Raw genomic sequence first — 22,534 nt, 5'->3', positions numbered from 1 at the left:
TTTTGATGATTCTGACAACGTATTGATTTTAAATACTTATTTGCATATCATGGACAGGAGACAACTGCTCTTCAACAATAATATCCCAAATCTCCGGGGCGGATATAAGTTTCCTGAGAAATTTGATATTGCTTGAGTGGCCTGACTTGCTCGCAACAATATGTCCATAGATCGGAAACCCGATCAGGGAAAAATCTCCAATAGAATCAAGAACTTTATGACGCACAAACTCATCCGTAAACCTGAGTCCAGAAGCATTTATTACACCGTTTTCTCCCATTATAACGGCATTATCAAGAGAACCACCTTTTGCGAGACCATTGCTGCGCAAATATTCAATGTCCTTTAGAAATCCGAAAGTTCTGGCCGGAGCAATCTCTGTTACAAAATTCTCCTCGGTAATGTCAATGCTGATCCTCTGCTCGCCGATACCGTTATGATGGAAAAAGATGCTTTGGGTTATTTTGCTGCCGCAATAGGGAAACGCAGCTATATGCGCATGGCCATCTTCAAAAATAAAAGGCTTGTTGATTCTCAAATATGGTCTTTTCTTGCCCTGTTTTGCTATGCCGGCCGTGAGAACAAAACTGATAAGCTCTGTTGAACTGCCGTCAAGAATAGGTATCTCGGGACCAGCCACTTCAATGATGATATTGTCGATTCCAAGCCCGGCCAGCGCCGCAAGTATATGCTCTACCGTCCTGATTGTTACACCATTAACCCCAATGGTTGTTGCAAATGCAGTATCAATAACAGCTCCGACATGAGCATTAATGATGGCAGGCTTGTCCGTTCTTATGAAGGTTATCCCCGCATCACGCGAAGCAGGCTTGAGCGTCACGCGTGAATGCTTGCCTGTGTGGAGGCCTATACCTTCAAACGACACTTCATTTTTTATGGTTCGCTGTGCTCGCAACATAATGTAAGGTAGATTATGCAAGTAGAATGCCACTGTGTATATTCTTTGTTTTCAAACGGTATGATGAGAAGTTGCGTGGATAAATAACAATAACTGTCTTATTTTTGCATCAGTATCTGCCCACGAAACTCAGTTATTCGTAGGCCCCGCCTACCACAATTTCGGGTATTCTGACGGTCGGCATCGCATCCGTAACAGGTACTCCCTGTGAATCCTTGCCGCACGTTCCGATAGAAAAGCCAAGGTCGCTGCCGACCATATCGATCGCTTTCAGCACTTCCGGACCATTGCCTGCAAGCGTTGCCCCTTTCACCAACTCGTCTTTCCTGCCCCCTTTGATAAGATATCCCTCCTGGACGTCAAAGACAAAATCACCCGTAACGGTATTTACCTGTCCGCCACCCATTTTTACCACGAGCAGGCCCCGGTCGACTGACCGGATAATATCCTCTGGATTATCAGCTCCGGGCGCTATATAGGTATTGGTCATTCTCGGAATAGGCCTGCTCTCATACGATTCGCGTCTGCCATTGCCTGTTGACTGGGTCCTGTCCTTCATGGCGGTAAGCTTGTCATACATGAAACTCTTAAGAATGCCTCGTTCAACAAGAACCGTTCGCTGCGATGGTGTCCCTTCATCGTCGAACCTAAACGATCCTCTTCTGCCCGGGAGGGTTGAGTCATCAATGACCGTGACCAGTTCAGATGCCACCCGCTGTTCAAGCTTCCCTGAAAAGACCGAGAGACCCTGCTGCGCAAGGTCTGCCTCGAGACCATGCCCGATAGCCTCGTGGATCATCGTTCCGCCCGCAAGCGATGAGATCACCACCGGCATTCTCCCTGCCGGGGCCTTTCGTGCGCCGAGCATCATGATAGCGCGTGCTGCGGCCTTGCTGCTGATTTCTTCGATATGTTCCTTTTCGAAAAGTTCAAAACCGGCAAAGCCGCCGACTGCTTCGTATCCTGTCTGTACTATCCCATTTGAGCCTGCAATGACCCGAACCGTGAGCAGGGTATAGACGCGCTGCTCCTCAGCAATGAACCCCTCAGAGGTTGCGGTCTGAACATCCTGGACCGAATCCCTGTAGGTGACAGTGACTTGCCTGATGCGATGATCAATGGACCTTGCGATCTTGTCGGCTTTCCTGACGAGAGCAATTTTATTCTCAAGCGGAATGTCCTCCGGCATACACGGTATGGTGAACTGTACCGAAGAATTTCTGGCTGCCAGTGAGGTCGGGGTTATCGCCGGTATATCTGCAGCCATTTTACTTGCCTCTGAGGCTGACTGCAACAATGACTGTCTGGAAAGGTCATTGCGGTACGCATAGGAGGTTTTGCCTCTGCGCAGAAGGCGAAAGCCTGCTCCCGCATCAGTTCCGGATACGATCTTTTCAATCCTGCTGTCCTCCATGACAAACGATAGAGTCTTTTGCGATTCAATGAAGATGTCAGCATAATCTCCGCCCCGGGAGAGGACCTTTTTCAGGAGATCAAGATGCAGTTCTTTTTCGATCATTTTCTGTTCACCATTTGTGCCAAGTAAGTTATTATAGCACTATTGTATTGCAGGGCTGCTGCGTTTGCCTTCTAAACAAAAGGAGATCTTGTGCCTGAGTTTGGCGTAATAGCGGGAAGTGGTGTCTATACTATCCCTGAGCTTGAGATCATAGAATCAGTGAAGCTGAGTTCACCTTTTGGTGAGCCTTCCGACCTTTATCGGATCGGGAGGCTGTCGGGCAGGGAGATTGCTTTTCTTCCGAGGCATGGTTCACTACATCATATTCCGCCACACAGGATAAACTATCGGGCAAACATCTGGGGCTTCCGGGAACTTGGCGTAAAAAGGATCCTTTCCGTGGGTGCAACAGGCGGCATCAGCAAGGAAATGAGGCCGGGATCTCTTGTACTTCTTGATCAGATCATCGACAGAACCAGCGGCAGGGAAGCCACCTTTTATGATGAAAATGAAGTAGTGCACATTGACTTTACGGAACCCTTTTGTCCTGACTTGAGAAAGATGCTGCTTGTTTCTGCTTCAGAGGCCGCCGTCCATGTTCTGGGAAAAGGCACCTATATCGCAGTGAACGGGCCGAGGCTTGAAACTGCGGCGGAGATAAGGGAATTTGCACTGATCGGCGCTGACGTAGTAGGCATGACCGGCATGCCCGAGGCCGCTCTTGCCCGCGAGTTAGAGATCTGTTTCGCCGGTCTTGCGGTTGTGACGAATGTTGCTGCAGGCATAGCAGAAGGAAGACTTTCGGCAACAGAGGTTGTCGCTGCGATGAAGGCTTCCCTGCAGCAGATCAGAGCCCTGCTTAAGGCATTTTTCAGTCTCAATCCGGCACCGTCGGCATGCACCTGCGGCGGTAGTCTGACGAACGCCAGGATGCAGGCCTGATAAGGTAATACTCGTATGCAGACCATTCTGATCGTAGAAGACAAAGATTCCATGGCGCAGATGCTACGGGAAACCCTGGAAGCGGAGGGATACCGCGTTGCCGTTGCGGGTGACGGCAGCGACGGCATCCGTCAGATCAGGGAAAGCCGTTTTGACCTCATCGTCTCTGATCTGAAGCTTCCCCGGAAAGACGGCATCGAGGTGCTGAAGGCGGCAAGGGCGGAAAGTCCGTTTACACCGGTAATCATGATGACCGCCTTTGGGACGGTAGAGACCGCCGTGGCTGCAATGAAAGAGGGGGCCTTTGATTTTATTACAAAACCCTTCGATACCGACCACCTTCTCCTTCTCATTAAGCGTGCACTTGAAAACCAGCGGCTTATAACCGAAAACATCCTGCTTAAAGATGAACTTACGGGAAAGCTTGGTATGCCGAAGATTATTGGGATCAGCAGGGCGATTACCGAAGTTGCCCAGAAAGTCCAGAAGGTTGCCTCTGCAAAGACCACGGTGCTGCTCCTTGGCGAGAGCGGCACGGGCAAGGAACTCTTCGCTCGTGCCATTCATAGCCTAAGCAGTAGAAGGGGGCACCCTTTTGTTCCCATAAACTGTGCTGCCATACCGAGGGAACTTCTTGAAACAGAGCTTTTCGGCCATGAAAAAGGGTCCTTTACCGGCGCGGAAGCCAGGAAGATTGGCAAGTTCGAACTCGCTGACAAAGGGACGATCTTTCTTGACGAAATCGCTGAGATGGACCTGACACTTCAGGCAAAAATCCTGCGAGTTATACAGGAAGGTGAAATAGAACGCGTGGGAGGCATCAAGGCTATCAGGATTGATGTGCGGATCGTCGCCGCAAGCAACAAGGATATTGAAAGGGCCGTTGAGGCGCAGCTATTCAGGGAAGACCTTTTCTACCGGCTGAACGTCTTCCCGATCGTTATTCCGCCATTGAGAGAACGCAGAGATGACATCCCGCTGCTTGTCGAATTTTTCATGAGCAAATATTGCCGTGAACTGAAGAAACCGCATCTGCGTATTGCCAGGGAGGCCCTTGATCTTCTCATCAGTTATCCCTGGAAGGGAAATGTGCGCGAGCTCGAAAATTGCATTGAACGCGGCATTATCCTTTGCGAGGGAGATACGGTTACCGATGACCACATTGTGCTGAACAGACAGATGGCAATCGAGAGTTCTCTGAGGAACCTCCCTGCGGACGGGACCCTCGAAGAGGTAATGAAAGAGGCGACCCGTATTGTCGAGACGCAGCGCATTACAAAGGCCCTGAAAGATACGAAAGGAAACAAAACAAAGGCAGCAGAAATCCTTCAGGTGAGTTACAAGACCCTTCTTACCAAGATCAAAGATTATGGCATAGAGAATCCCTGAACCCTGTTGACGGCCTTTAGATTGCAGACCGGTTTCTTGACAGTCTGAACTGCTTGCCATTATTATAAAAAACATAGATAATTCATGTTTTAGTTTTCAATTACTTTTCAGGGGGATTTTGTGTCAGGACATTCGAAGTGGGCTTCAATAAAGCACAAGAAAGCGATCACCGACGCCAAGAGAGGGAAGGCCTTCACCAAGATCGTGAAGGAAATTAGTACTGCAGCCAGACTTGGCGGAGGAGACGCTGACAGTAATCCTCGCCTGCGTACTGCCATAGACGCTGCCAAAGAAGTGAATATGCCTCACGATAATATAAAAAAGGCGATCATGAAAGGAACGGGAGCACTTCCGGGCATGTCGTATGAGGAATACCTGTATGAAGGCTATGGCCCTGCAGGTGTTGCGGTAATGGTCGAGGTAATGACGGATAACAAGAACAGGACCGTTCCCGAGATCCGTTTTATCATGTCAAAAAATGGTGGAAGCCTTGGCGAGTCGGGATGCGTCTCCTGGATGTTTGACAAGAAGGGCTATATCCTGGTCGGCAAGTCAGGTGCATCCGAAGATGCGGTCATGAATGCGGCACTTGACGCCGGTGCCGAGGATATGAAAAACGATCCGGAAGAAGATAACTTTGAGATCATAACAGCCCCTGAAGACCTTGCGGTTGTGAAAGAGGCGCTGGCGAAGGCAGCTATTCCCCTTGAGTCTGCCGAAGTTACGATGCTTCCGAAGAATTATATTGTTCTTGATCAAAAGGCGGCAGAGCAGATGTTGCGGCTTGTTGATGCCCTTGAGGACAACGATGACGTGCAGAATGTGTATGCAAATTTCGATATCCCGGATGATGTGGCGGAGAAGATCAATAAGTGAGCCGGTGCCTGTGAAGTCGTTACGGGAATCGTGTATATCAGAAAAGCAATCTGCAGGGGTCCATGGCAAGGTCTAACATGACTGCAACCTCGATCAGGGTAACGTTTAAAAGAAAATTTATAGCCGGGCTTTTTATCTCGATCCCCGCAATAATCACAATCCTCGTAATCGCCTGGTTCTTCCGGTTTGTTGATGGGTTGCTTGAGCCTGTCTATTACCGGATACTTGGATACCACACGCCTGGTCTCGGTTTTATATCTGCGATTATTCTTATCTTTGTCGTCGGCATCGTCTCGACAAATGTCTTCGGCAAAAAGATTATTCTCTTTTTTGAGCGCATATTTCTCAATATCCCTGTATTCAAGAGCTTCTATACAGCCATCAAACAGCTGGTAGATGCCTTTTCGCCGGAGAGCAAAACATCTTCATTCAAGAAGGTCGTGATTATTGAGTATCCGCGGAAGGGCGCCTATGCCTTTGGGTTTCTTACCAAAGAACGCACGGTTCTGGCTGACCGCAATGGCAAAGAACTAAACCTCAGGGCAGTGTATGTGCCGACGAACAACCTGTATATGGGAGATATCGTGCTGGTATCTGAAGGGGAGGTTTTTGCTACGGATATCCCGGTTGATGAAGGGATGAAGATCATCCTCTCAGGAGGGATAGCCGCGCCTCACAGGATAGGGGAGTCTATGGAATGAGAATCGCCTGTGTCATCCTTGCCGCAGGTCAGGGCAAGAGAATGAAGTCTTCTTTACCGAAGGTCCTCCACAAGGTCTGTGGCATGCCCATGCTTCAGGCTGTCATTGACACTGCCCTGAAGCTGAAACCTGAGCGCGTAATTGTTGTTGCCGGCAAACAGATCGATATTCTCAAAAGAGAGGTTGATGCTCCTGATCTTCAGTTCGTAATCCAGAAGGAGCCGAAAGGCACGGGTGATGCACTCAGGAGCGCCATACCGGCACTGAAGGGCTTCAGGGGGACCGTGATTGTCTTAAACGGTGACGCCCCTCTTATTGAGCCGCAGACGATCAGACAGCTCCTTTTACTTCATCGGAAGAACAATAATGCCATTTCCGTGCTTTCGTTTCATGCGGAAGACCCCAGGGGGTATGGCAGGGTTGTCAGGGGAGGGACTGGAAAATTCCTTGCTATTGTGGAAGAGAAGGATGCTGACAACAGCCAGAAGAAGATCCATGAAGTGAACAGCGGTGTATATGCCATCAATCATGATGTCTTTCCTCTTCTTGACAGACTGGATATGAACAGGCAGAAAGGCGAATATTATCTGACCGATATCGTATCGCTTTCGCTCAGGCAGGACCTGCGGACATCTGCCTTTGCCATTGGCGGGGAGGAAGAATTCATGGGTGTGAATACCCGGGAAGAGCTGCTCAGGGCATCAGAGGTGCTGCGGCAGGGTGTTGTACGCAGATGCATTGCCGGGGGTGTGAACTTCCTTGATCCTGCCTCGGTGTTTATCCATCCGAATGCCTCGGTCGGCAGGGACACGACTATCTATCCGAATGTTTTCATCGAGGCCGGCACGAAAATAGGCAGCAACGTGACCATTTATCCCCATGTGCGAATTTCCCGCAGCAGTATCAATAACCATGCGGTGGTCAAAGACTCGACGGTGATCGAAGATTCTCAAGTCGGCATGGGCGCAAGCGTGGGCCCGTTTGCGCATATCCGGCCCGGCTCTGCGATCGGAGCCCATGCAAAGATAGGAAATTTCGTTGAACTAAAGAAGGCCGTCATGGGGAAGGGTGCAAAGGCATCCCACCTCAGTTATCTCGGAGACGCAGTCATCGGCCGCGATGTCAACATAGGTGCAGGCACCATAACCTGTAACTATGACGGTGAAAAAAAGCATCAGACCATCATTGGTGACAATGTCTTTGTCGGCAGCGACTCGCAGTTTGTGGCGCCGGTGAAAATCGGCAAAGGCGCTTACATAGGCGCAGGATCAACGATCACCAGGGACGTTCTTCCCTGGTCCCTTGCGGTCAGCAGGTCAGAACAGAGGAGTATCAAAGACTGGGCGAAGAAGCGGGTCAAGGCCAGGAAGAAGGCCGGCAAATGAGGTTTGCTTTGAACTATTCACGTTTCACGCAGTACGCGTCACGGGTTTGACATGTGCGGGATTATCGGATATATCGGGAACCGGAATGCCGTTTCCCTTATGCTTGAAGGGCTGAAGCGGCTGGAATACCGGGGCTATGATTCAGCGGGCATAGCCTTCCATACCGGCAAAGGCATTGAGGTTGTGCGGTGCAAGGGCAAGATCAGGGAACTTGCGGCAATTGTCGAATCAAGGAATCTTTTTGGCAGAGCCGGCATAGGCCATACGCGCTGGGCAACCCATGGAAAACCCTCGGAGGAGAATGCCCACCCACACCGGTCTGATCACATTGTTATCGTTCATAACGGCATCATCGAAAACTACCTGCCTCTGAGGAAGAAGCTATTGGACAAGGGGTATGCCTTTACCTCTGATACGGACACCGAGGTGCTTTGCCATCTCATCAGGGACTATGCAGAGGATCTGCCTCTTGAAGACGCTGTCAGGGCTGCGCTCAGGGAAGTGAAGGGCGCTTATGCCATTGCCGTAGTCAGCGAAAAAGAACCGAACAAGATTGTGGGGGTCCGCAAGGACAGCCCGCTTGTGGTCGGTCTTGGCGAGGGGGAGTTCTTCGTTGCTTCGGATGTCCCGGCCTTTCTGAGCCATACGAGGAACGTTATGTTTCTTGACGATGAAGAGATGGTAGTGATAACGCCTGAAGGAGTCATGATTACAACACTTGAGGGCGCCATGGTGCAGAAGGAAGTGACTGCCATAACCTGGAGCCCTTCCATGGCTGAAAAGGGCGGGTACCGCCATTTTATGCTCAAAGAGATCTTTGAGCAGCCTCGTGCGGTCACCGACACAATGCGCGGAAGGTTTTCCCTCGAGACCGGCGAAGTGAACCTCGAAGAATTCGGCCTTTCGCGGGAGATCCTCTCAGGGATAAAGAAGGTCTATATCGTGGCCTGTGGAACATCGTGGCACGCCGGCCTCATAGCCAAGTATATGATTGAGGACCTTGCGCGCTTGGCAGTTGAGGTTGACATTGCATCGGAGTTCAGATACCGGGATCCTCTTATCGGATGCGACAGCCTTATGATCGTGATAACCCAGTCAGGGGAGACTGCGGATACGCTTGCTGCACAGCGGGAGGCAAAGCTCAGGGGCGCGCGGACGCTCACGATCTGCAATGTCGTGGGAAGCACGTCTGCCCGTGAGGCTGATGCCGTTTTCTATACGCACTCAGGGCCGGAAATAGGCGTTGCATCGACTAAGGCTTTTCTGACCCAGGTCATGTCACTGTATCTCCTTGCCATTGCCCTGGGCCAGACGAGGGAAACCGTGTCGCGGGACAGGTCAAAGGAACTCCTGCAGGAGCTGCTTCTGCTGCCGGGCAAGATAGAGCGGGCGCTCACGGCAGAGGACAAGATCAAGGCGATTGCGCGGGACTATTTCAAGGCACGGGGGTTCATCTATCTTGGCAGGGGAATCAATTTCCCTATTGCCCTTGAAGGTGCGCTCAAGCTTAAGGAAATATCCTATATCCATGCCGAGGGCTATCCGGCCGGAGAGATGAAGCATGGCCCGATAGCGCTTATCGATGAAGAACTGCCGGTCGTTGTGCTTGCGCCGGGGGATAAGCTCCATGAAAAGATTACTACCAATATTCAGGAAGTAAACAGCAGGGGAGGCAAGGTGATCGCCATAGCAAATGAAAGCAATGGCGAGGTCTGTGATATTGCCCGAACCTGCATTTTAGTGCCTGACACAAATCCTTATCTTCAGTCCATGCTCCTTGTCGTACCTCTCCAGATCCTCGCCTATCACATCGGGGTGCTCAGGGGATGTGATGTTGACCAGCCCCGAAATCTTGCAAAGAGTGTCACCGTTGAGTAGAAAAGCAGCCGGAAAGCGCGCGGAAAGTGGATTTGCAGAGGTCTTATCTGGTAATCTATATCAAGCAGCAAATCGATGTATAAAGAGGTCCGCATGCAAGATTTGAATCCCCAACAAAAACAGGCTCTGGAAATCAATGACGGTCCGATCCTTGTTCTGGCAGGTGCGGGTAGCGGCAAAACGCGGGTGATCACCCATAAGTTTGCTCATCTTGTTAAGACAAAAAAGATGTCTCCGGATTCTGTACTCACCGTGACTTTTACCAACAAGGCCGCAAACGAGATGAGGGAACGGGTCAGGGGTCTGCTGGGCAAGGACATGAATTCTTCCTGGATAGGCACGCTCCATTCTCAATGCAGCAGGATGCTTCGCAAGGATATCAATGCTCTCGGCTATGGCAATGATTTTTCGATTTATGATGAAGACGATCGCTGTACGCTCATCAGACATATTCTCAAGGAATTTAAGATTTATGAAGCACTGTATAAAGGCGTTTCATCCCGGATGAACCTCCTGAAAGCATCACTCGTGGGCCCCGAGGAATTTCTCTCTGCCGGTGAAGGGTTCGGTTTTGACGAAAAGCTGGCGAAGGTATATGTGCGCTATCAGGACGAACTGAAACGGTCCAATGCCGTTGATTTTGACGACCTCATCATGCTTACGGTCAAGCTGCTTAAGGAAAACCCCAGGATACTCGAACGCTATCAGGCACAGTTTCCCTATGTGCTTGTCGACGAGTTCCAGGACCTTAATTATGCGCAGTACCAGCTGGTAAAGCTGATGGCTCAGAAAAACAGGAATATCTGCGCTGTCGGCGATGACGACCAGAGTATCTATAAGTTCAGAGGCGCTGACGTTCAGCATATCCTTAATTTTGAGAAGGACTTCCCCAAGACAAAGGTCGTGAGGCTGGAAAGGAATTACCGCTCTACGCAGAACATTCTCGATGCTTCCCATGCGATCATTTCGATGATTGCCAACCGCAAAAGCAAGAAGCTCTGGACTGAGCGGGGAACCGGCGAGATGGTCAATTTCTGCTGGCTCAGTTCGGAAGAGGAAGAGGCAAAGCATATTGCAAAGGTCATCAAGGAACTTTATCTCAAAGGGTCCTATGCATACAAGGACGTTGCTGTCCTGTACCGCGTGAATCTTCAGTCGCGTGCGATAGAAGACGCCCTGCGTGAGACCGGTCTGCCCTATCACATTGTCGGCGGTGTCAGTTTCTACCAGAGAAAAGAGATCAAGGATATTATTGCGTATGTGCGCCTTGTGCTGAATCATGAGGATAATGTAAGTCTGAGAAGGATCATCAATACTCCTGCGAGGGGCATTGGCGCGGCCACGCTTACGAAGCTTGAGAACGAGGCAAAGAAGAAGTCAATCTGCCTGTACGACGCCATCAGACAGGGCATCAAAGGCAATGGCATTATCGCCTCCACCAGGGATAAACTGAGTTCATTTGTTAATCTCATCGATAAGCTTTCTTCCGTCTCTTACAAGAGCGCGGGCGATCTGCTCAAGGCGATTGCCGATACAATCGATTGCCTTGGCAAGCTTGACGAAGAAAGAAGGCAAAATGTGATTGAACTTATGGCGTCCGGCGAAGGACGGGACATGCAGGATTTTCTTGACAAGGTCTCACTTATGGCCAGCCATGAGCAGATATCCGGCGGCAACGTTATTTCTCTCATGACGCTGCATAACGCAAAGGGGCTTGAGTTCCCTGTTGTTTTTCTTTCCGGCCTGGAAGAAGGGCTGCTTCCCTATTTTAAATCGATCGGCAACCCTGAAGAGGTCGCTGAGGAGCGAAGGCTTTGCTATGTCGGTATGACCAGGGCAAAGGATATCCTCTTTTTGTCCGGTGCCCGCAAGAGAAAGCTCTATGCAAAGCTCCAGGAGCAGGAACCGTCCCGTTTCCTGAAAGATCTCCCCAAGGCCTGCTGCAGATGGATCGAAAAAATTTCGGCACCACAGACGATCAAGGTTGTCTGTGACAACCGAAAGAAGTATGAAGTCAAAAAGACTCATGTTCCCTTCGCTGCCGGTTGCAGGGTAAAGCATCCTGTCTGGGGGGTAGGTGTTGTACGTGACTGCTATGGTGATGGTGAGGAGCAGAAGGTAATGGTTAATTTCCCCCAGATTGGACTGAAGAGGTTGTCGCTGAAGATGGCCAATCTGACGAAGATCTGAACAGGATGAATATTTCTATTGATCATCTTTCGCGGCTTGCCCGCCTGGCGCTGACTGAAGAGGAAGCGTCCCGATATGGCAACCAGCTCGACAATATCCTTCAATACGTGGAAAAGCTTAATGAACTCGATACAACAGGTATTGAACCCACTTCTCATGTCCTGTCGATCAGTAATGTCATGAGGGAGGATACGGTACGGCCCTCTCTTAACCGGGAAGATGCCCTGATGAACGCACCTGATAAGACAGACAGCTTTTACCGCGTACCGAAAATAATAGAGTAAATGAGAAAGGCTACTGGCTACATGAAGAACCGGCACTTTGATGTTTTTACTTCCCATGCGTTACCGACCACTGCTCGTGGGGTGACCCTATGCTGAGGTGCATGCTCAGGACAAAGATCCATATGGCAACGGTCACAGAATCAAACCTTGCCTATGAGGGAAGCATTACGATTGACGAATCGATCCTCAAGGAAACGGATATCCTTCCCTACGAACAGGTGATGATCAGCAACATGAATAATGGCGAACGGTTCGAGACCTATGTCATCCCCGGCAAAAAGAAGGGTGAGATCTGTTTGAACGGCCCGACTGCCCGCAAGGGCGCTGTCGGCGACAAGGTCATTATTTTTTGCTACAGCCACTTCGAGGATGCCAAAGCCAAAGAGATCAAGCCGAAGATTATTTTCGTCGATTCAAAAAACCGGATCACGAAGAAGAAAAAGTAGGAGACCTTTCCCCGGTTTACACCTGAGTGGGCAACCGGCGGCAGCCTGTCAAAAAGCAGCAGCGCGAGATTTAGGTCTCTTCCTTCAAGTGACAGGGTTTCTATAGTGGAAATGTCAGCCGTCCAAAGGGCTTTTTACGCCAAGGACATTCATCTTAGCCACATGGGTATAGATCATAGTAGTCTGAAGATCCTCATGGCCAAGGAGTTCCTGAATCGTTCTGATGTCATATCCCTTCTCGATGAGGTGCGTTGCAAAGCTGTGTCTGAGGGTGTGAACAGAGGCCTGCTTGGTCACGCCGGCCTTGAAAACTGCCTCCTTGAATGCCTTCTGAAGCGAGGAAGGATGCATATAATGCCTGCGCACGATATGACTAAGGGGGTCCACTGAAAGGGTCTGGGCAGGAAACAGCCAGAACCACGCCCACTCCTTTCCGGCCTTCGGATATTTTCGTTCGAGCGCGTCCGGCAGATACACGCCGTTAAGGTTCTTTTCACGGTCGCTGTCGTGGACAACTCTCACTGTCTTGATTTGGCTCATGAGATCATCCTTTACGGACGATGGAAGCACCGTCCTTCGCTCCTTGTCCCCTTTGCCCCAGACTGTAACAATACCACGCTCAAGGTCGATGTCCTTAATACGAAGATGCATGCATTCCTTGATTCGCAGGCCACATCCATAAATAAGCCTTGCCATGAGCAGATGCGTCCCCGACAGATGGTCAAAGAGAGACTGCACTTCAGTTCCGGAAAGCACAACAGGCAGGCGGCGCTTCGGAAGCGCTCTGACAGAGCGTATCTCCTCCGGGCCGGGGTCTATTTCGAGAATATGCCGGTAAACGAATATGAGTGCGTTTAGCGCCTGGTTCTGTGTGGATGCTGCGACTCGCCGTTCGACTGCAAGGAAGCTGAGAAAGTTCTGCATGTCTGCGACTGTAAGGTCGGAGGGAGGTCTGCTATCGCCGATATAGGTCTTTTCAGTGCTGTAGGATCTGCGCCGGAGCCGCAGAGCGTCACCAGTCTTTCTTTCCAGTTCCGTCCAAAGATCCCTGTTTGTGGGAGAAGTGCTCCTCATGGCAGTTTCCGCCTGGGCCTCGCCTTTTAATGAGAGAAAATATCCGTAAAGTCTCAAAGCTGTTTCGGCCTGTTTGACCTGCCAGTCTTCGCGGGTCTTTGCGATATGGTTCAGATAGCATTGAATCTGATCTGAGGTAAGGATGATATTTTCCGGCTGGTCGAGAAACAGATAGCAGTATGAGACCCATTTAAGGTAGTAGGGAACGTATTTTTGCTGAATATATGCCTTTTGAAAAAGATACTGCTCAAAGTCCCCAAACATAAAATCCCCCAGGGATAATATTATTCCGAATTATACCGCTGCAGCATAATACGTCCCTGAGCGGTATTATATCGCAGAAAATCTCCATAATCAACGCATGCAGCATATTTGGGGCATATTTTTATTGACAGATAGGTTCGGTTAAAATAAAATCGCTACAAACATGGAAGCGGCATAAAAAACAATGTTCGGCTGCCAAATAAAAAATATGAATAAATTATTGCCTATACCCATACTCCTGTTCGTCTTTGTTTCCACAGGGGCATACGCATATGATGACCCGCCAAAACATTTCGCGACGAAACGCGCTGCGGTAAAGAACGGGTGCCAAATGCAGCCTCTCAAAGATAAGAAGAAGGAGAACTGTATTATATCTGCCTTTGACGACCACGATTTAAAGATAACGGTTTATGACGGCAACACTAATGGAGAATTCGAACAGAGAAATCAGCTGACAATTACCTCTTGGTATCAGATGGCGAAAATCAGCTATGAAGATTTATTAGGAAACGGCATAAAATTTATCAGAATAGAATCTGAAGGCAATACGGGTACAGGCACATTACAAAAAATACTTTCCTACTGGGGCTGGCACGCTGATAAATTTGTCCCCGTCTTTTTTGAGACAACATCATATCACATATCATCTGCCGGTGGGTATTTGGAAGATTTCAAGATGAACTATGAGTTTAACAATAAAGGATCTCAACAGATCTCAGCAGCCTTGAAATACCATTATTCTGATACCAACCCTAAACACAGGGCGAGCTACACGTGGCAAGAAAAACTTTCATGGGATGGAGGGTCGTTCTCTTTTTATAATTTGGAATTAGAAAAAGGCAAAATACTAAAGGCAGAAAATCCTATTTATAAGAAAATCATCAATGCTCGAATAAATCAAATTAGGCGAAAGCGTAGCATGAGCATCGTTGATACTGATCTTTTGAATGAAATTGAGATGATGCAAATCTTATATGATGGGGCATATTGAAAATGAAAAAGCCGAACAAAAGCGTCCACACCGACGCCGATTAATCCCGGTTTGATGTTGGCAAAGGTTTTTTCCGGCGCGGGTGACGCCGGTCGTTCAATCAAGCCTAGTGTGTGGAAATGGAGAATACACATGGATTACGTAGTCGGTCTTCTTAAAAAGTGGGCTTCAGGAAAATTGGTGTTGGGGCTTTTCATAGCTACGATGGCGGTCTATCTGACGATGTTGCTCTATACACTTCCTGCTGTCGAAAGATTTGTACCGGGAAAAGCGTTGTTTGATCTATCTCCTGCCGGCTACTCATATGAATATGCAGTCTCTCTGCTTGAAGTATTAGGCCCTGAAGGGCGGCGTATGTATCTCTACCGCCAACTGCCTATGGACTTTATCTATCCCGGCTTATTCGCCATTTCATATTCATTGCTTCTGACCTGGATTTTCAGTAAAGGCTATGCGTCTGATTCAAAAATAATCAACTTTGCTGTAATCCCATTCTTTGGCGGTCTCTTTGACTATCTGGAAAATATTTGCATCATTCAACTGATCAAGTCATATCCAACTGTGTCTCATGGGCTTGTTGGCGTATCCAGCACGTTCACCATATTGAAAAGTGGATTCACGATAGCCTTCTTCATTCTGCTCCTAGTGGGGGTCATTAAGGTCATTAAGAAACGGGTAACCAATGTTAATTCTCAAAGCTAAGCTCCGCATGGCAAAGTTGGCTAACACCAATAAGGCCCACGACTGTCAAGAGAAAAAGCGACCGCTATCAGATGTATATCTAATAAGGGACCGGATGTCCTAATCAAACAGGATTGGCGCCGGGCATGCTTAGCCATGCTATTCGTTAGATATTGACATCGATGTCATTTATATGGTAAAAATGACATCGTAATGGCAAAAGCTTTGTACAAGAGACTTCTGAACCCGCCAATTGATAGCAGTTTCTTCCTTTTTGGGCTGAGAGGTGTGGGGAAAAGCAGTTGGGTGAAGCAGACCTTTCCGGAGGCCTTGCGCTTTGACCTTCTCGATGAAGGGCTGTTTCAGAGCTATTTGCGGGACCCCCGCTTATTTGGCCGGGAGTTGCTCCGAGCCCCCTCAGGTCAGATAGTAGTTGTGGATGAGGTTCAGCGCCTGCCGTCACTTCTTAACGAAGTCCACCGTTTCATTGAGGAACGGCAACTCAGATTTGTTCTCCTGGGGTCGAGCGCAAAGAAGTTGAAACAAGCTGGCACGAATTTGCTTGCCGGACGCGCATTGCGACGCATAATGTTTCCGTTTCTGCCTGAAGAACTGGGAAGTGATTTCGATCTGAATGAGGTTCTTCGTTTTGGGAGTCTGCCGATAATATGGCAGGCGCCATCCAAGCCTGAAAGCCTCGATGCTTATGTGCAGTTGTTTCTTAAAGAAGAAATTCAGGCCGAAGCATTGGTCCGAAATCTTCCCGGCTTTGCGCGTTTTCTGCCCGTAGCCTCCCTCTTTCATGGTCAGGTATTAAGCATATCCAGTCTGGCCAGAGATGCCGGAGTAGCACGTACCACCGTTGCAGGTTATATCAGTATTCTTGCAGATACTCATTTAGCATGGCAGTTACCCGCCTTTGAAGGCCGTCTGCGAGCAAAAGAACGCAAGCATCCAAAACTCTACTGGACCGATGCCGGAGTGGTAAGAGCAATTCGTCGCGAGTACCATCACCCCGGAGAGACAGAGCGTGGTGCATTGTTTGAGGGCTGGATAGCTAATCTGCTCAGGGCCTACGGAGAACCTGGCAGTGCTTTGGGGCTTTCCTACGATGCCATGTTCTACTGGTCGCCGGCACAGGGCGGCGGTGAGGTGGATTTCCTGATTCAGAGGGGAAAAGAGTTCACTGCAGTTGAAGTTAAGGCAAAAGAGACCTTGAGCAACCGCGACTTTGGCGGATTAAGGACGATCGCAGAACTGAAGGGCATAAAGCGCCGAATAGTGGCTTTCATGGGAGATCGTCCATTTCAAACAGAAGACGGCATTGAAGCACTGCCTGTCAACGACTTTCTGCAGGACCTCCAGGAAAAACGACTATAACGGTAAAAAACAAAGAAGGCCGCTGAGAAAACCTCAGCGGCCCTTTCTTGCTGCGGAAACTATTTCTGCGAGAGCGTAACGAAGAGGGAAGACCCCCCCCTGAAGATGAGAAGCAAAACCGATTCCTCTTTCTTAATTTTGGCAACAACATCCTTGTAGCTCTTCACATCGGGAACCCTCTTGCGGTTAACCTCCTGAATCACATCTCCCTGTATCAGGGCCCCTGCTGCGACGCTGTTTTCTTCTACGTCACTGATGATAACTCCCTTGATCTTGTCGGGGACCTTCAGCTTTTTTGCGAGTTCGGGATTCATATCCTGAACACTGACTCCCTTAAGGGCATTCTGAAAATCACCGGCCTCAACCGAATGCTGGGCATCAGAGGGAAGCTCGCCAATCGTGATCGTCATGGACCTTGCCTTGCCGTCTCTTAAGACCTTTATGGTATGCTGTTCCCCGGGAAGCGTATTTGCCACCATATTCCTCAAAATTGAGGGTTCTTCGATCTTTTTGCCGTCATATTCGAAAATTATATCTCCTCTCTGCAGTCCGGCCTTTTCCGCGGGGCCGTCTTCAACGACGTCTCCTACGAGAGCGCCTACTTCATCCTTCAGGTCAAACTGCTTCGCAAGATCCGGGGTGATCTTCTGGATCGAAACACCGAGCCACCCTCTTACAACTTTGCCTTTCTTAATGAGGCTTTCCATGATCGACTTAACCATATTGCTCGGGATGGCAAAGCCGATGCCCTGGTACCCGCCGCTTGTGCTGTATATGGCGGTATTGATGCCGACAACTTCACCCTTGACATTGACGAGTGCACCGCCCGAGTTACCGGGATTGATCGCTGCGTCTGTCTGGATGAAATCTTCGTAGTCAGCGATGCCGACGTTTGCTCTTCCGAGGGCACTCACAATGCCCATGGTAACGGTTTGATTAAGGCCAAAGGGATTTCCGACGGCAAGGACAACCTCGCCGACCTGCACTTTGTCAGAGTTGCCCCAGGGAACCGTAGGAAGGCCGGTCGCATCAATTTTTACGACAGCAATCTCGGTCTTCAGGTCAGACCCGATAATCTTTCCGATAAATTCCCTTTTGTCTGTGAGCGTTACCTTGATCTCATCAGCATCCTTGACCACATGGGAGTTGGTGATGATATATCCTTCCGGGGAGACAATGACTCCGGATCCAAGACCGGAAGACTTTTGTTCCCTGGGCTGTTGTTTCTGACGACCGAACTGGTCACCGAAAAACCTCTTGAAAAACGGATCATCGAGGAAGGGGTCCTGACCGCTGCCGACCTTAACGGTTCTGGTTGTCAGGATGTTTACAATGCCCGGCTTGACCGCAGCGGTTACCTCTGCCATTGCCCTGCCTGTTCTTGTAAGAAGATCAACAGACTCTTGCGAAATTTTTGGCCCCTGAGCATCTGAAACCGTTGCCAGAAACGGCAACGTCAGGGATATACCGGCGATTAATACCGCCAAAAAACGAGCTGTTTTGTTAAGGAACGTTGAGCTAGAAGACATTAAGTACCTCCTGTTTGCTGGTTCATACCATTGAACTCTCCCATCGAAGAAAGGTTTCTGCAACGGATGAGTTCCTGGAGCGATTCTGATAGATAAGAACAAATAACATCAGCAAATTGAAGCGGGAATTGCCACGGATAGTATTGCCATGGACCCGTATAACGGCCAAAGGGACATCGCTCCCACGTAAGAAAATATATACCATCCAGACAGTGTTAGTCAAAAAACACAATTTATAGTACAATAGCGCATACACGTATATGCTTCATTACTTGTGAAAAGGCCGGTATTATCCATGAAATCATATAAAAGATTTTGGTTGCTGTTGGCGGCTGTTCTGGCGGTTTTTCTGTCATGTATGCAGGGCACTTCCATCGCCCGGCATGCAGCAGTGCCTGACAAGCAGGACAATGCCCGTCCTGAACCCGCCGACTCGACTGTTTTCGATGATAGTTCTGTAATGCCTGGGGCCTCTGCGCAGTCGTATTATGTTGTCAGCGATAATCTCTATGTCCTGATGCAAAAGCCGATGGCTAAGGCATATGCAGCATTTTCTATTGTGCCGGTCATCGTATCTGATACCGTCGGGCAGAATGCCTTTGATGCCGATTCGGCGGGCATGTCATCAGGAGATACGGTGCTTGCAGATGCCGGCAATGTTTCTGTCGGTGCGGATAAGGGGAATGAAAAACTGCAGGGCATCGATGTAGCCATGAATATGAATTTTAGAGGGGCGGCAGACAGAACGCCGGAACGGGATATCAGCGCTGAAAGTCCCCAGGAAAACGAGGATATTGCGGATCCGCTTGAACCGATAAACCGCGTCTTCTTTACCTTTAATGATAAACTCTATTTCTGGGTGCTGAAACCTGCTGCCCGTGTCTATGGATTTATCGTGCCGGAATGGGGTCGGACAAGAGTCCGGAATGTATTCGATAATATTCAGAGCCCGGTGAGGCTGGTCAATGCGCTCCTGCAACTTAAAATTAATAAGTCTGGAACTGAATTTGCCCGGTTTGTTCTTAACAGCACGGTTGGCGTTGCCGGATTATTCGATATCGCTTCGAGACACCCTGAACTCAGGACCAGCGAAGAGGACCTGGGGCAGACCTTCGGCTCGTATGGAATAGGCGAGGGCTTCTATCTTGTCCTGCCCTTCCTGGGGCCTTCATCGCTGAGGGATACGGCAGGAATGGTCGGCGACTATTTCGTGGACCCGATAGGGTATATAACTCCGGCGAGGGATGCAATTGCCGTAAGGACCTTTGACAGGGTCAATGATACTTCCTTCAAGATCGGCGATTATGAAGACATTAAGGAATCTGCCGTGGATCCCTACTTTTCCATACGGGATATGTATAAGCAGTACCGGAGAAATAAAATCCGGGAGTGATCGTCCACTGACTATTTAACTGCTTTTTCCTTTAAACGCTTTACCAGGTCGTTATAGGAACCTGCCCGAATAATCTGAGTGAACTGTGTCCTGTAGTTATTCACAAGGCTTACGCCCTCGATAATAATGTCATATACTTCCCATTTATCTTTTTTCCTGATGATCCGGTATTCAACCGGGATGCTAAGCCCCTTTTTGTCAACGATCTTTGTCTTTACCACCGCATAATCACCGTCCAATTTTTCGTCAAAATAGACGACTTTTTCATTTTCGTACCGCTCAATTTTCCGGATGTACGTATTTTCAAGGAGATCGGAATACAGGGCTACAAATTCTTTCTGCTCGGCAGGTGTCCGATCTTTCCAATGGACGGCAAGAGATCGTTTTGCCATCTCCTCAAAATCAAAGCGCTTGATGACGGTTTGGCGGATGCGGTCGCGCCGCTCTTTTTGTTTTTCCGGCTTCCTTAATTCCTTGTCGCCAAGGATATCCATAACAGCGTCAACGGTTTCTCTCACCTGGTCGGTCGGTGCGCCTGCGTCAGCGCAGGGCGGGAAGCCGGTGAGCGCGATCACGGCAATGATGGTAACAAGGGCGAGTGAGAAAATGCTTTTTTTCATGGGACTATACCTTTCCGAATACGAATTTTGAAATGAGTTCTTCAATGTCTACCGCTGACTCCGTATCTCTGATCTTTCCGCCGGTAGGCAATATGTTATCCGAGCCGCCCGGAGTTATCTGTATGAATTTTTCGCCGATCAGCCCTTTTGTCTTGATGGAGGCTATCGCATCGTCATGGATCTTTACGCTTTCATCGAGGGTGAGTTCAAGCAATGCGGCATTATTGCTCAGGCGAATATTTTTTATTGAGCCCACTTCCACGCCGGCTATCTCGACAACCGCGCCAGGCTTAATCCCTCCGGCTTTTTCGAACTCGGCCAGGAGGGTATAGCCTCTTTTTCCGGTGAGGTCCAGATGGCCGAGTTTGACCGAAAGGTAGCCGATTGAAAGAATTCCTATCAGCAGGAAAATGCCCACTGCAAGTTCAAGATCGAATTTTTTCATCGTTGTTCTCCTCGTGCATTAGGATAAAATATCTATCGGCCCTTCAAGCGAGCCGGTGATGAACTGCTTTACGACAGGGTTGGTCGAGTCCCTGATCTCCTCGGGAGTGCCGGCCTGTTCAATGATTCCATTATGCAGCACCGCCACCTTGTCGACAATGCTGAAGATGCCGGGGACCTCGTGACTTATGATCACTGCCGTAAACCCGTATTTGTCATGGGTCGTCTTTATAAGTTTATGAATCGAACTCGTGATGACCGGATCGAGACCGGTTGTCGGTTCGTCAAAGATCACCAGGGATGGCTCTGTTATGAGTGCCCGCGCAAGGGCCGCACGTTTTTTCATGCCGCCGCTTAATTCCTCCGGGAATTTGCTCCCCCTGTCGCCCAGACCCACATCCTCGAGCGCCCGCATCACTCTGTCATGTATCTCAACTTTGCCCATCCTGGTCTTTTCTTTCAGGGGAAAGGCCACATTTTCCTCTACGGTCATGGAATCGAACAATGCGCCGCCCTGAAAAAGGACACCGAGCTTTTCCCGTATCCGGTCGAGCTCAGCCAGCGTCAGTTTTGTGATATCAACACCGTCTATCAGGACTTGACCTGAGTCCGGCTTAAGAAGACCCATGATATGTTTTACCAGGACGCTCTTGCCGCATCCGCTCTTGCCCACGACCGTAACGATCTTGCCGGTTGGAATAAGCAGGTCTGCGCCTTTCAGCACGTTTTGACCTTTGAATGATTTATAAAGACCGATCAGTTCGATCATAGCTCTTCTTTTTTGTCTCCCCTGTTATCTAAATAAGAAATGATCCGAGTACATAGTCCCATACAAGGATCAATATCGATGACAGAACAACGGCCTCTGTCGTTGCCTTGCTTACACCTGCAGCCCCGAATCCTGAATTGAAGCCTTTATAGCAGGAAATCCAGGCAACAATGAGACCGAAACTGATAGATTTGTAGAGCCCCAGGAGGATGTCTTTCATCTCGACATAATCCTCCATAAGGGAAAAGTATGTGCCGCCGCTGATGCCCAGAAGCTTCACGCCGACGAGATATCCTCCGAAAATGCCGATGACATCGAATACTGCAGTGATCAGAGGGAAGACGATCAACGCTGCAGCGATATTCGGAACGATCAGATACCGGATCGGATTGAGGGCCATGGCAGTAAGTGCATCGATCTGCTCTGAAATTCTCATCATGCCTATTTCCGCGGTAAGAGCTGATCCGGCCCTTCCTGTCACCATAAGGGCAGAAAGGACAGGTCCCAGTTCGCGGATGAGACTGAGCGCTATGCCGGGGCCGAGTAGGGCATCGGAGCCGAACTTTCTGAGAATGTAGTACAGCTGGAGGGCCAGCACCATGCCGGTAAAAGACCCGGTCAGGAGAATGACGAGCATTGATTTATTGCCGAAGAACCGCATCTGCTGCAGTAGCTGTCTGAACTTAAAGGGCGGCTTGAATATCATCTCAAGAGCGCTCAGGAGGAACAGGAACATTCTGCCCATTTCTCTGAGCGTGGATAACGCATATCTGCCGGCAATTCTCAATATATTCGTCATAATAACGCTATATTATACAGGAAGGGTGTAAAAAAGATGTCACCGGAACGGGTCTCACAGCCGCTTTTCAGGTCCCGGCTTGCTCCTCTTTGTCTCTGTATACTATTCTTAAGGCTGACGG

General features: G+C 49.3%; 21 protein-coding genes. 13 read left to right on the top strand and 8 right to left on the bottom strand.

Going from position 1 to position 22,534, the window contains the following annotated elements:
• Positions 1 to 28 precede the first annotated feature (28 nt).
• Both HZB31_14255 and HZB31_14250 read right to left on the bottom strand, forming a co-directional pair.
• The gene (locus HZB31_14255) at positions 29 to 919 is read right to left on the bottom strand and encodes a UDP-3-O-acyl-N-acetylglucosamine deacetylase (GenBank protein ID MBI5849083.1); all 891 of its coding nucleotides are present in this window, start codon (positions 917 to 919) and stop codon (positions 29 to 31) included.
• A 133-nt stretch (positions 920 to 1,052) separates the two neighbouring features.
• Complete coding sequence (locus HZB31_14250; protein MBI5849082.1) at positions 1,053 to 2,438, bottom strand: TldD/PmbA family protein; 1,386 nt, start codon at positions 2,436 to 2,438, stop codon at positions 1,053 to 1,055.
• Between the two features lie 90 nt (positions 2,439 to 2,528).
• Between HZB31_14250 and mtnP the strand changes: the two genes are divergently transcribed.
• The 9 genes from mtnP (at position 2,529) to HZB31_14205 (ending at position 12,469) form a co-directional block, all read left to right on the top strand.
• Complete coding sequence (gene mtnP / locus HZB31_14245; protein MBI5849081.1) at positions 2,529 to 3,320, top strand: S-methyl-5'-thioadenosine phosphorylase; 792 nt, start codon at positions 2,529 to 2,531, stop codon at positions 3,318 to 3,320.
• A gap of 15 nt (positions 3,321 to 3,335) precedes the next feature.
• Positions 3,336 to 4,709, top strand: a complete 1,374-nt coding sequence (locus tag HZB31_14240) for a sigma-54-dependent Fis family transcriptional regulator (GenBank protein ID MBI5849080.1) — start codon at positions 3,336 to 3,338, stop codon at positions 4,707 to 4,709.
• 120 nt (positions 4,710 to 4,829) lie between these two features.
• Positions 4,830 to 5,585 (top strand): YebC/PmpR family DNA-binding transcriptional regulator, encoded by a 756-nt coding sequence (locus HZB31_14235; GenBank protein ID MBI5849079.1) that lies wholly within the window; start codon positions 4,830 to 4,832, stop codon positions 5,583 to 5,585.
• A gap of 62 nt (positions 5,586 to 5,647) precedes the next feature.
• Positions 5,648 to 6,286, top strand: coding sequence for a DUF502 domain-containing protein (locus HZB31_14230; GenBank protein ID MBI5849078.1), 639 nt, complete (start codon positions 5,648 to 5,650; stop codon positions 6,284 to 6,286).
• Positions 6,283 to 7,671, top strand: a complete 1,389-nt coding sequence (gene glmU, locus HZB31_14225) for a bifunctional UDP-N-acetylglucosamine diphosphorylase/glucosamine-1-phosphate N-acetyltransferase GlmU (GenBank protein MBI5849077.1) — start codon at positions 6,283 to 6,285, stop codon at positions 7,669 to 7,671. Before HZB31_14230 ends, glmU begins: the two co-directional genes overlap by 4 nt.
• Before the next feature lie 51 nt (positions 7,672 to 7,722).
• On the top strand, positions 7,723 to 9,549 hold the full coding sequence (gene glmS / locus HZB31_14220) for a glutamine--fructose-6-phosphate transaminase (isomerizing) (protein MBI5849076.1): 1,827 nt from the start codon (positions 7,723 to 7,725) through the stop codon (positions 9,547 to 9,549).
• Positions 9,550 to 9,642: 93 nt separating this feature from the next.
• Positions 9,643 to 11,739 carry a UvrD-helicase domain-containing protein gene (locus HZB31_14215; protein ID MBI5849075.1) on the top strand — a complete coding sequence of 699 codons (2,097 nt, stop codon included), beginning with the start codon at positions 9,643 to 9,645 and terminating at the stop codon, positions 11,737 to 11,739.
• Between the two features lie 5 nt (positions 11,740 to 11,744).
• Positions 11,745 to 12,023 (top strand): Asp-tRNA(Asn)/Glu-tRNA(Gln) amidotransferase subunit GatC, encoded by a 279-nt coding sequence (gene gatC, locus HZB31_14210; GenBank protein MBI5849074.1) that lies wholly within the window; start codon positions 11,745 to 11,747, stop codon positions 12,021 to 12,023.
• Positions 12,024 to 12,112: 89 nt separating this feature from the next.
• Positions 12,113 to 12,469 (top strand): aspartate 1-decarboxylase, encoded by a 357-nt coding sequence (locus HZB31_14205; protein ID MBI5849073.1) that lies wholly within the window; start codon positions 12,113 to 12,115, stop codon positions 12,467 to 12,469.
• Positions 12,470 to 12,583: 114 nt separating this feature from the next.
• On the opposite strand, the gene HZB31_14200 is transcribed toward HZB31_14205, so the two are convergent.
• On the bottom strand, positions 12,584 to 13,807 hold the full coding sequence (locus HZB31_14200) for an integron integrase (GenBank protein ID MBI5849072.1): 1,224 nt from the start codon (positions 13,805 to 13,807) through the stop codon (positions 12,584 to 12,586).
• A gap of 208 nt (positions 13,808 to 14,015) precedes the next feature.
• Between HZB31_14200 and HZB31_14195 the strand changes: the two genes are divergently transcribed.
• The 3 genes from HZB31_14195 to HZB31_14185 all read left to right on the top strand — a co-directional run bounded on the left by HZB31_14195 (position 14,016) and on the right by HZB31_14185 (position 16,859).
• Positions 14,016 to 14,798 (top strand): hypothetical protein, encoded by a 783-nt coding sequence (locus HZB31_14195; GenBank protein ID MBI5849071.1) that lies wholly within the window; start codon positions 14,016 to 14,018, stop codon positions 14,796 to 14,798.
• A 132-nt stretch (positions 14,799 to 14,930) separates the two neighbouring features.
• Positions 14,931 to 15,500, top strand: a complete 570-nt coding sequence (locus HZB31_14190; protein ID MBI5849070.1) for a hypothetical protein — start codon at positions 14,931 to 14,933, stop codon at positions 15,498 to 15,500.
• 192 nt (positions 15,501 to 15,692) lie between these two features.
• Positions 15,693 to 16,859 carry an ATP-binding protein gene (locus tag HZB31_14185; protein ID MBI5849069.1) on the top strand — a complete coding sequence of 389 codons (1,167 nt, stop codon included), beginning with the start codon at positions 15,693 to 15,695 and terminating at the stop codon, positions 16,857 to 16,859.
• Between the two features lie 59 nt (positions 16,860 to 16,918).
• Here HZB31_14185 and HZB31_14180 read toward each other — a convergent pair whose 3' ends face one another.
• Positions 16,919 to 18,388 carry a DegQ family serine endoprotease gene (locus tag HZB31_14180; protein MBI5849068.1) on the bottom strand — a complete coding sequence of 490 codons (1,470 nt, stop codon included), beginning with the start codon at positions 18,386 to 18,388 and terminating at the stop codon, positions 16,919 to 16,921.
• Between the two features lie 358 nt (positions 18,389 to 18,746).
• Here HZB31_14180 and HZB31_14175 point away from each other — a divergent pair, with 358 nt between their 5' ends.
• A complete protein-coding gene (locus HZB31_14175) occupies positions 18,747 to 19,781 on the top strand; it encodes a VacJ family lipoprotein (protein ID MBI5849067.1) in 1,035 nt (344 codons plus the stop codon).
• Between the two features lie 11 nt (positions 19,782 to 19,792).
• On the opposite strand, the gene HZB31_14170 is transcribed toward HZB31_14175, so the two are convergent.
• Genes HZB31_14170 through HZB31_14155 form a run of 4 tightly spaced genes read right to left on the bottom strand, consistent with a single transcriptional unit; the run spans position 19,793 to position 22,413 of the window.
• Positions 19,793 to 20,401, bottom strand: coding sequence for an ABC transporter substrate-binding protein (locus HZB31_14170; protein ID MBI5849066.1), 609 nt, complete (start codon positions 20,399 to 20,401; stop codon positions 19,793 to 19,795).
• Between the two features lie 4 nt (positions 20,402 to 20,405).
• Positions 20,406 to 20,846, bottom strand: coding sequence for an outer membrane lipid asymmetry maintenance protein MlaD (mlaD, locus tag HZB31_14165; protein ID MBI5849065.1), 441 nt, complete (start codon positions 20,844 to 20,846; stop codon positions 20,406 to 20,408).
• Between the two features lie 18 nt (positions 20,847 to 20,864).
• Entirely contained in the window at positions 20,865 to 21,614 is a 750-nt protein-coding gene (locus HZB31_14160) for an ATP-binding cassette domain-containing protein (GenBank protein MBI5849064.1), read from the bottom strand.
• 28 nt (positions 21,615 to 21,642) lie between these two features.
• Entirely contained in the window at positions 21,643 to 22,413 is a 771-nt protein-coding gene (locus tag HZB31_14155) for an ABC transporter permease (protein MBI5849063.1), read from the bottom strand.
• Between the last annotated feature and the right edge of the window lie 121 nt (positions 22,414 to 22,534).

The organism is Nitrospirota bacterium, from assembly GCA_016235245.1.
GTDB lineage: Bacteria > Nitrospirota > Thermodesulfovibrionia > Thermodesulfovibrionales > UBA6898 > UBA6898.
Note: the sequence above shows the minus strand (reverse complement) of the source record. Positions and strands in the feature narration are given on the sequence as shown.

What these genes read in the sequence shown, in the direction of transcription:
- HZB31_14255 (MBI5849083.1), bottom strand. Translation starts at nt 919, where the DNA reads ATGTTGCGAGCACAGCGAACCATAAAAAATGAAGTGTCGTTTGAAGGT.
- HZB31_14250 (MBI5849082.1), bottom strand. Translation starts at nt 2,438, where the DNA reads ATGATCGAAAAAGAACTGCATCTTGATCTCCTGAAAAAGGTCCTCTCC.
- HZB31_14240 (MBI5849080.1), top strand. Translation starts at nt 3,336, where the DNA reads ATGCAGACCATTCTGATCGTAGAAGACAAAGATTCCATGGCGCAGATG.
- HZB31_14230 (MBI5849078.1), top strand. Translation starts at nt 5,648, where the DNA reads ATGGCAAGGTCTAACATGACTGCAACCTCGATCAGGGTAACGTTTAAA.
- glmU (MBI5849077.1), top strand. Translation starts at nt 6,283, where the DNA reads ATGAGAATCGCCTGTGTCATCCTTGCCGCAGGTCAGGGCAAGAGAATG.
- glmS (MBI5849076.1), top strand. Translation starts at nt 7,723, where the DNA reads ATGTGCGGGATTATCGGATATATCGGGAACCGGAATGCCGTTTCCCTT.
- HZB31_14215 (MBI5849075.1), top strand. Translation starts at nt 9,643, where the DNA reads ATGCAAGATTTGAATCCCCAACAAAAACAGGCTCTGGAAATCAATGAC.
- gatC (MBI5849074.1), top strand. Translation starts at nt 11,745, where the DNA reads ATGAATATTTCTATTGATCATCTTTCGCGGCTTGCCCGCCTGGCGCTG.
- HZB31_14205 (MBI5849073.1), top strand. Translation starts at nt 12,113, where the DNA reads ATGCTGAGGTGCATGCTCAGGACAAAGATCCATATGGCAACGGTCACA.
- HZB31_14200 (MBI5849072.1), bottom strand. Translation starts at nt 13,807, where the DNA reads ATGTTTGGGGACTTTGAGCAGTATCTTTTTCAAAAGGCATATATTCAG.
- HZB31_14195 (MBI5849071.1), top strand. Translation starts at nt 14,016, where the DNA reads ATGAATAAATTATTGCCTATACCCATACTCCTGTTCGTCTTTGTTTCC.
- HZB31_14190 (MBI5849070.1), top strand. Translation starts at nt 14,931, where the DNA reads ATGGATTACGTAGTCGGTCTTCTTAAAAAGTGGGCTTCAGGAAAATTG.
- HZB31_14185 (MBI5849069.1), top strand. Translation starts at nt 15,693, where the DNA reads ATGGCAAAAGCTTTGTACAAGAGACTTCTGAACCCGCCAATTGATAGC.
- HZB31_14180 (MBI5849068.1), bottom strand. Translation starts at nt 18,388, where the DNA reads ATGTCTTCTAGCTCAACGTTCCTTAACAAAACAGCTCGTTTTTTGGCG.
- HZB31_14175 (MBI5849067.1), top strand. Translation starts at nt 18,747, where the DNA reads ATGCAGGGCACTTCCATCGCCCGGCATGCAGCAGTGCCTGACAAGCAG.
- HZB31_14170 (MBI5849066.1), bottom strand. Translation starts at nt 20,401, where the DNA reads ATGAAAAAAAGCATTTTCTCACTCGCCCTTGTTACCATCATTGCCGTG.
- mlaD (MBI5849065.1), bottom strand. Translation starts at nt 20,846, where the DNA reads ATGAAAAAATTCGATCTTGAACTTGCAGTGGGCATTTTCCTGCTGATA.
- HZB31_14160 (MBI5849064.1), bottom strand. Translation starts at nt 21,614, where the DNA reads ATGATCGAACTGATCGGTCTTTATAAATCATTCAAAGGTCAAAACGTG.
- HZB31_14155 (MBI5849063.1), bottom strand. Translation starts at nt 22,413, where the DNA reads ATGACGAATATATTGAGAATTGCCGGCAGATATGCGTTATCCACGCTC.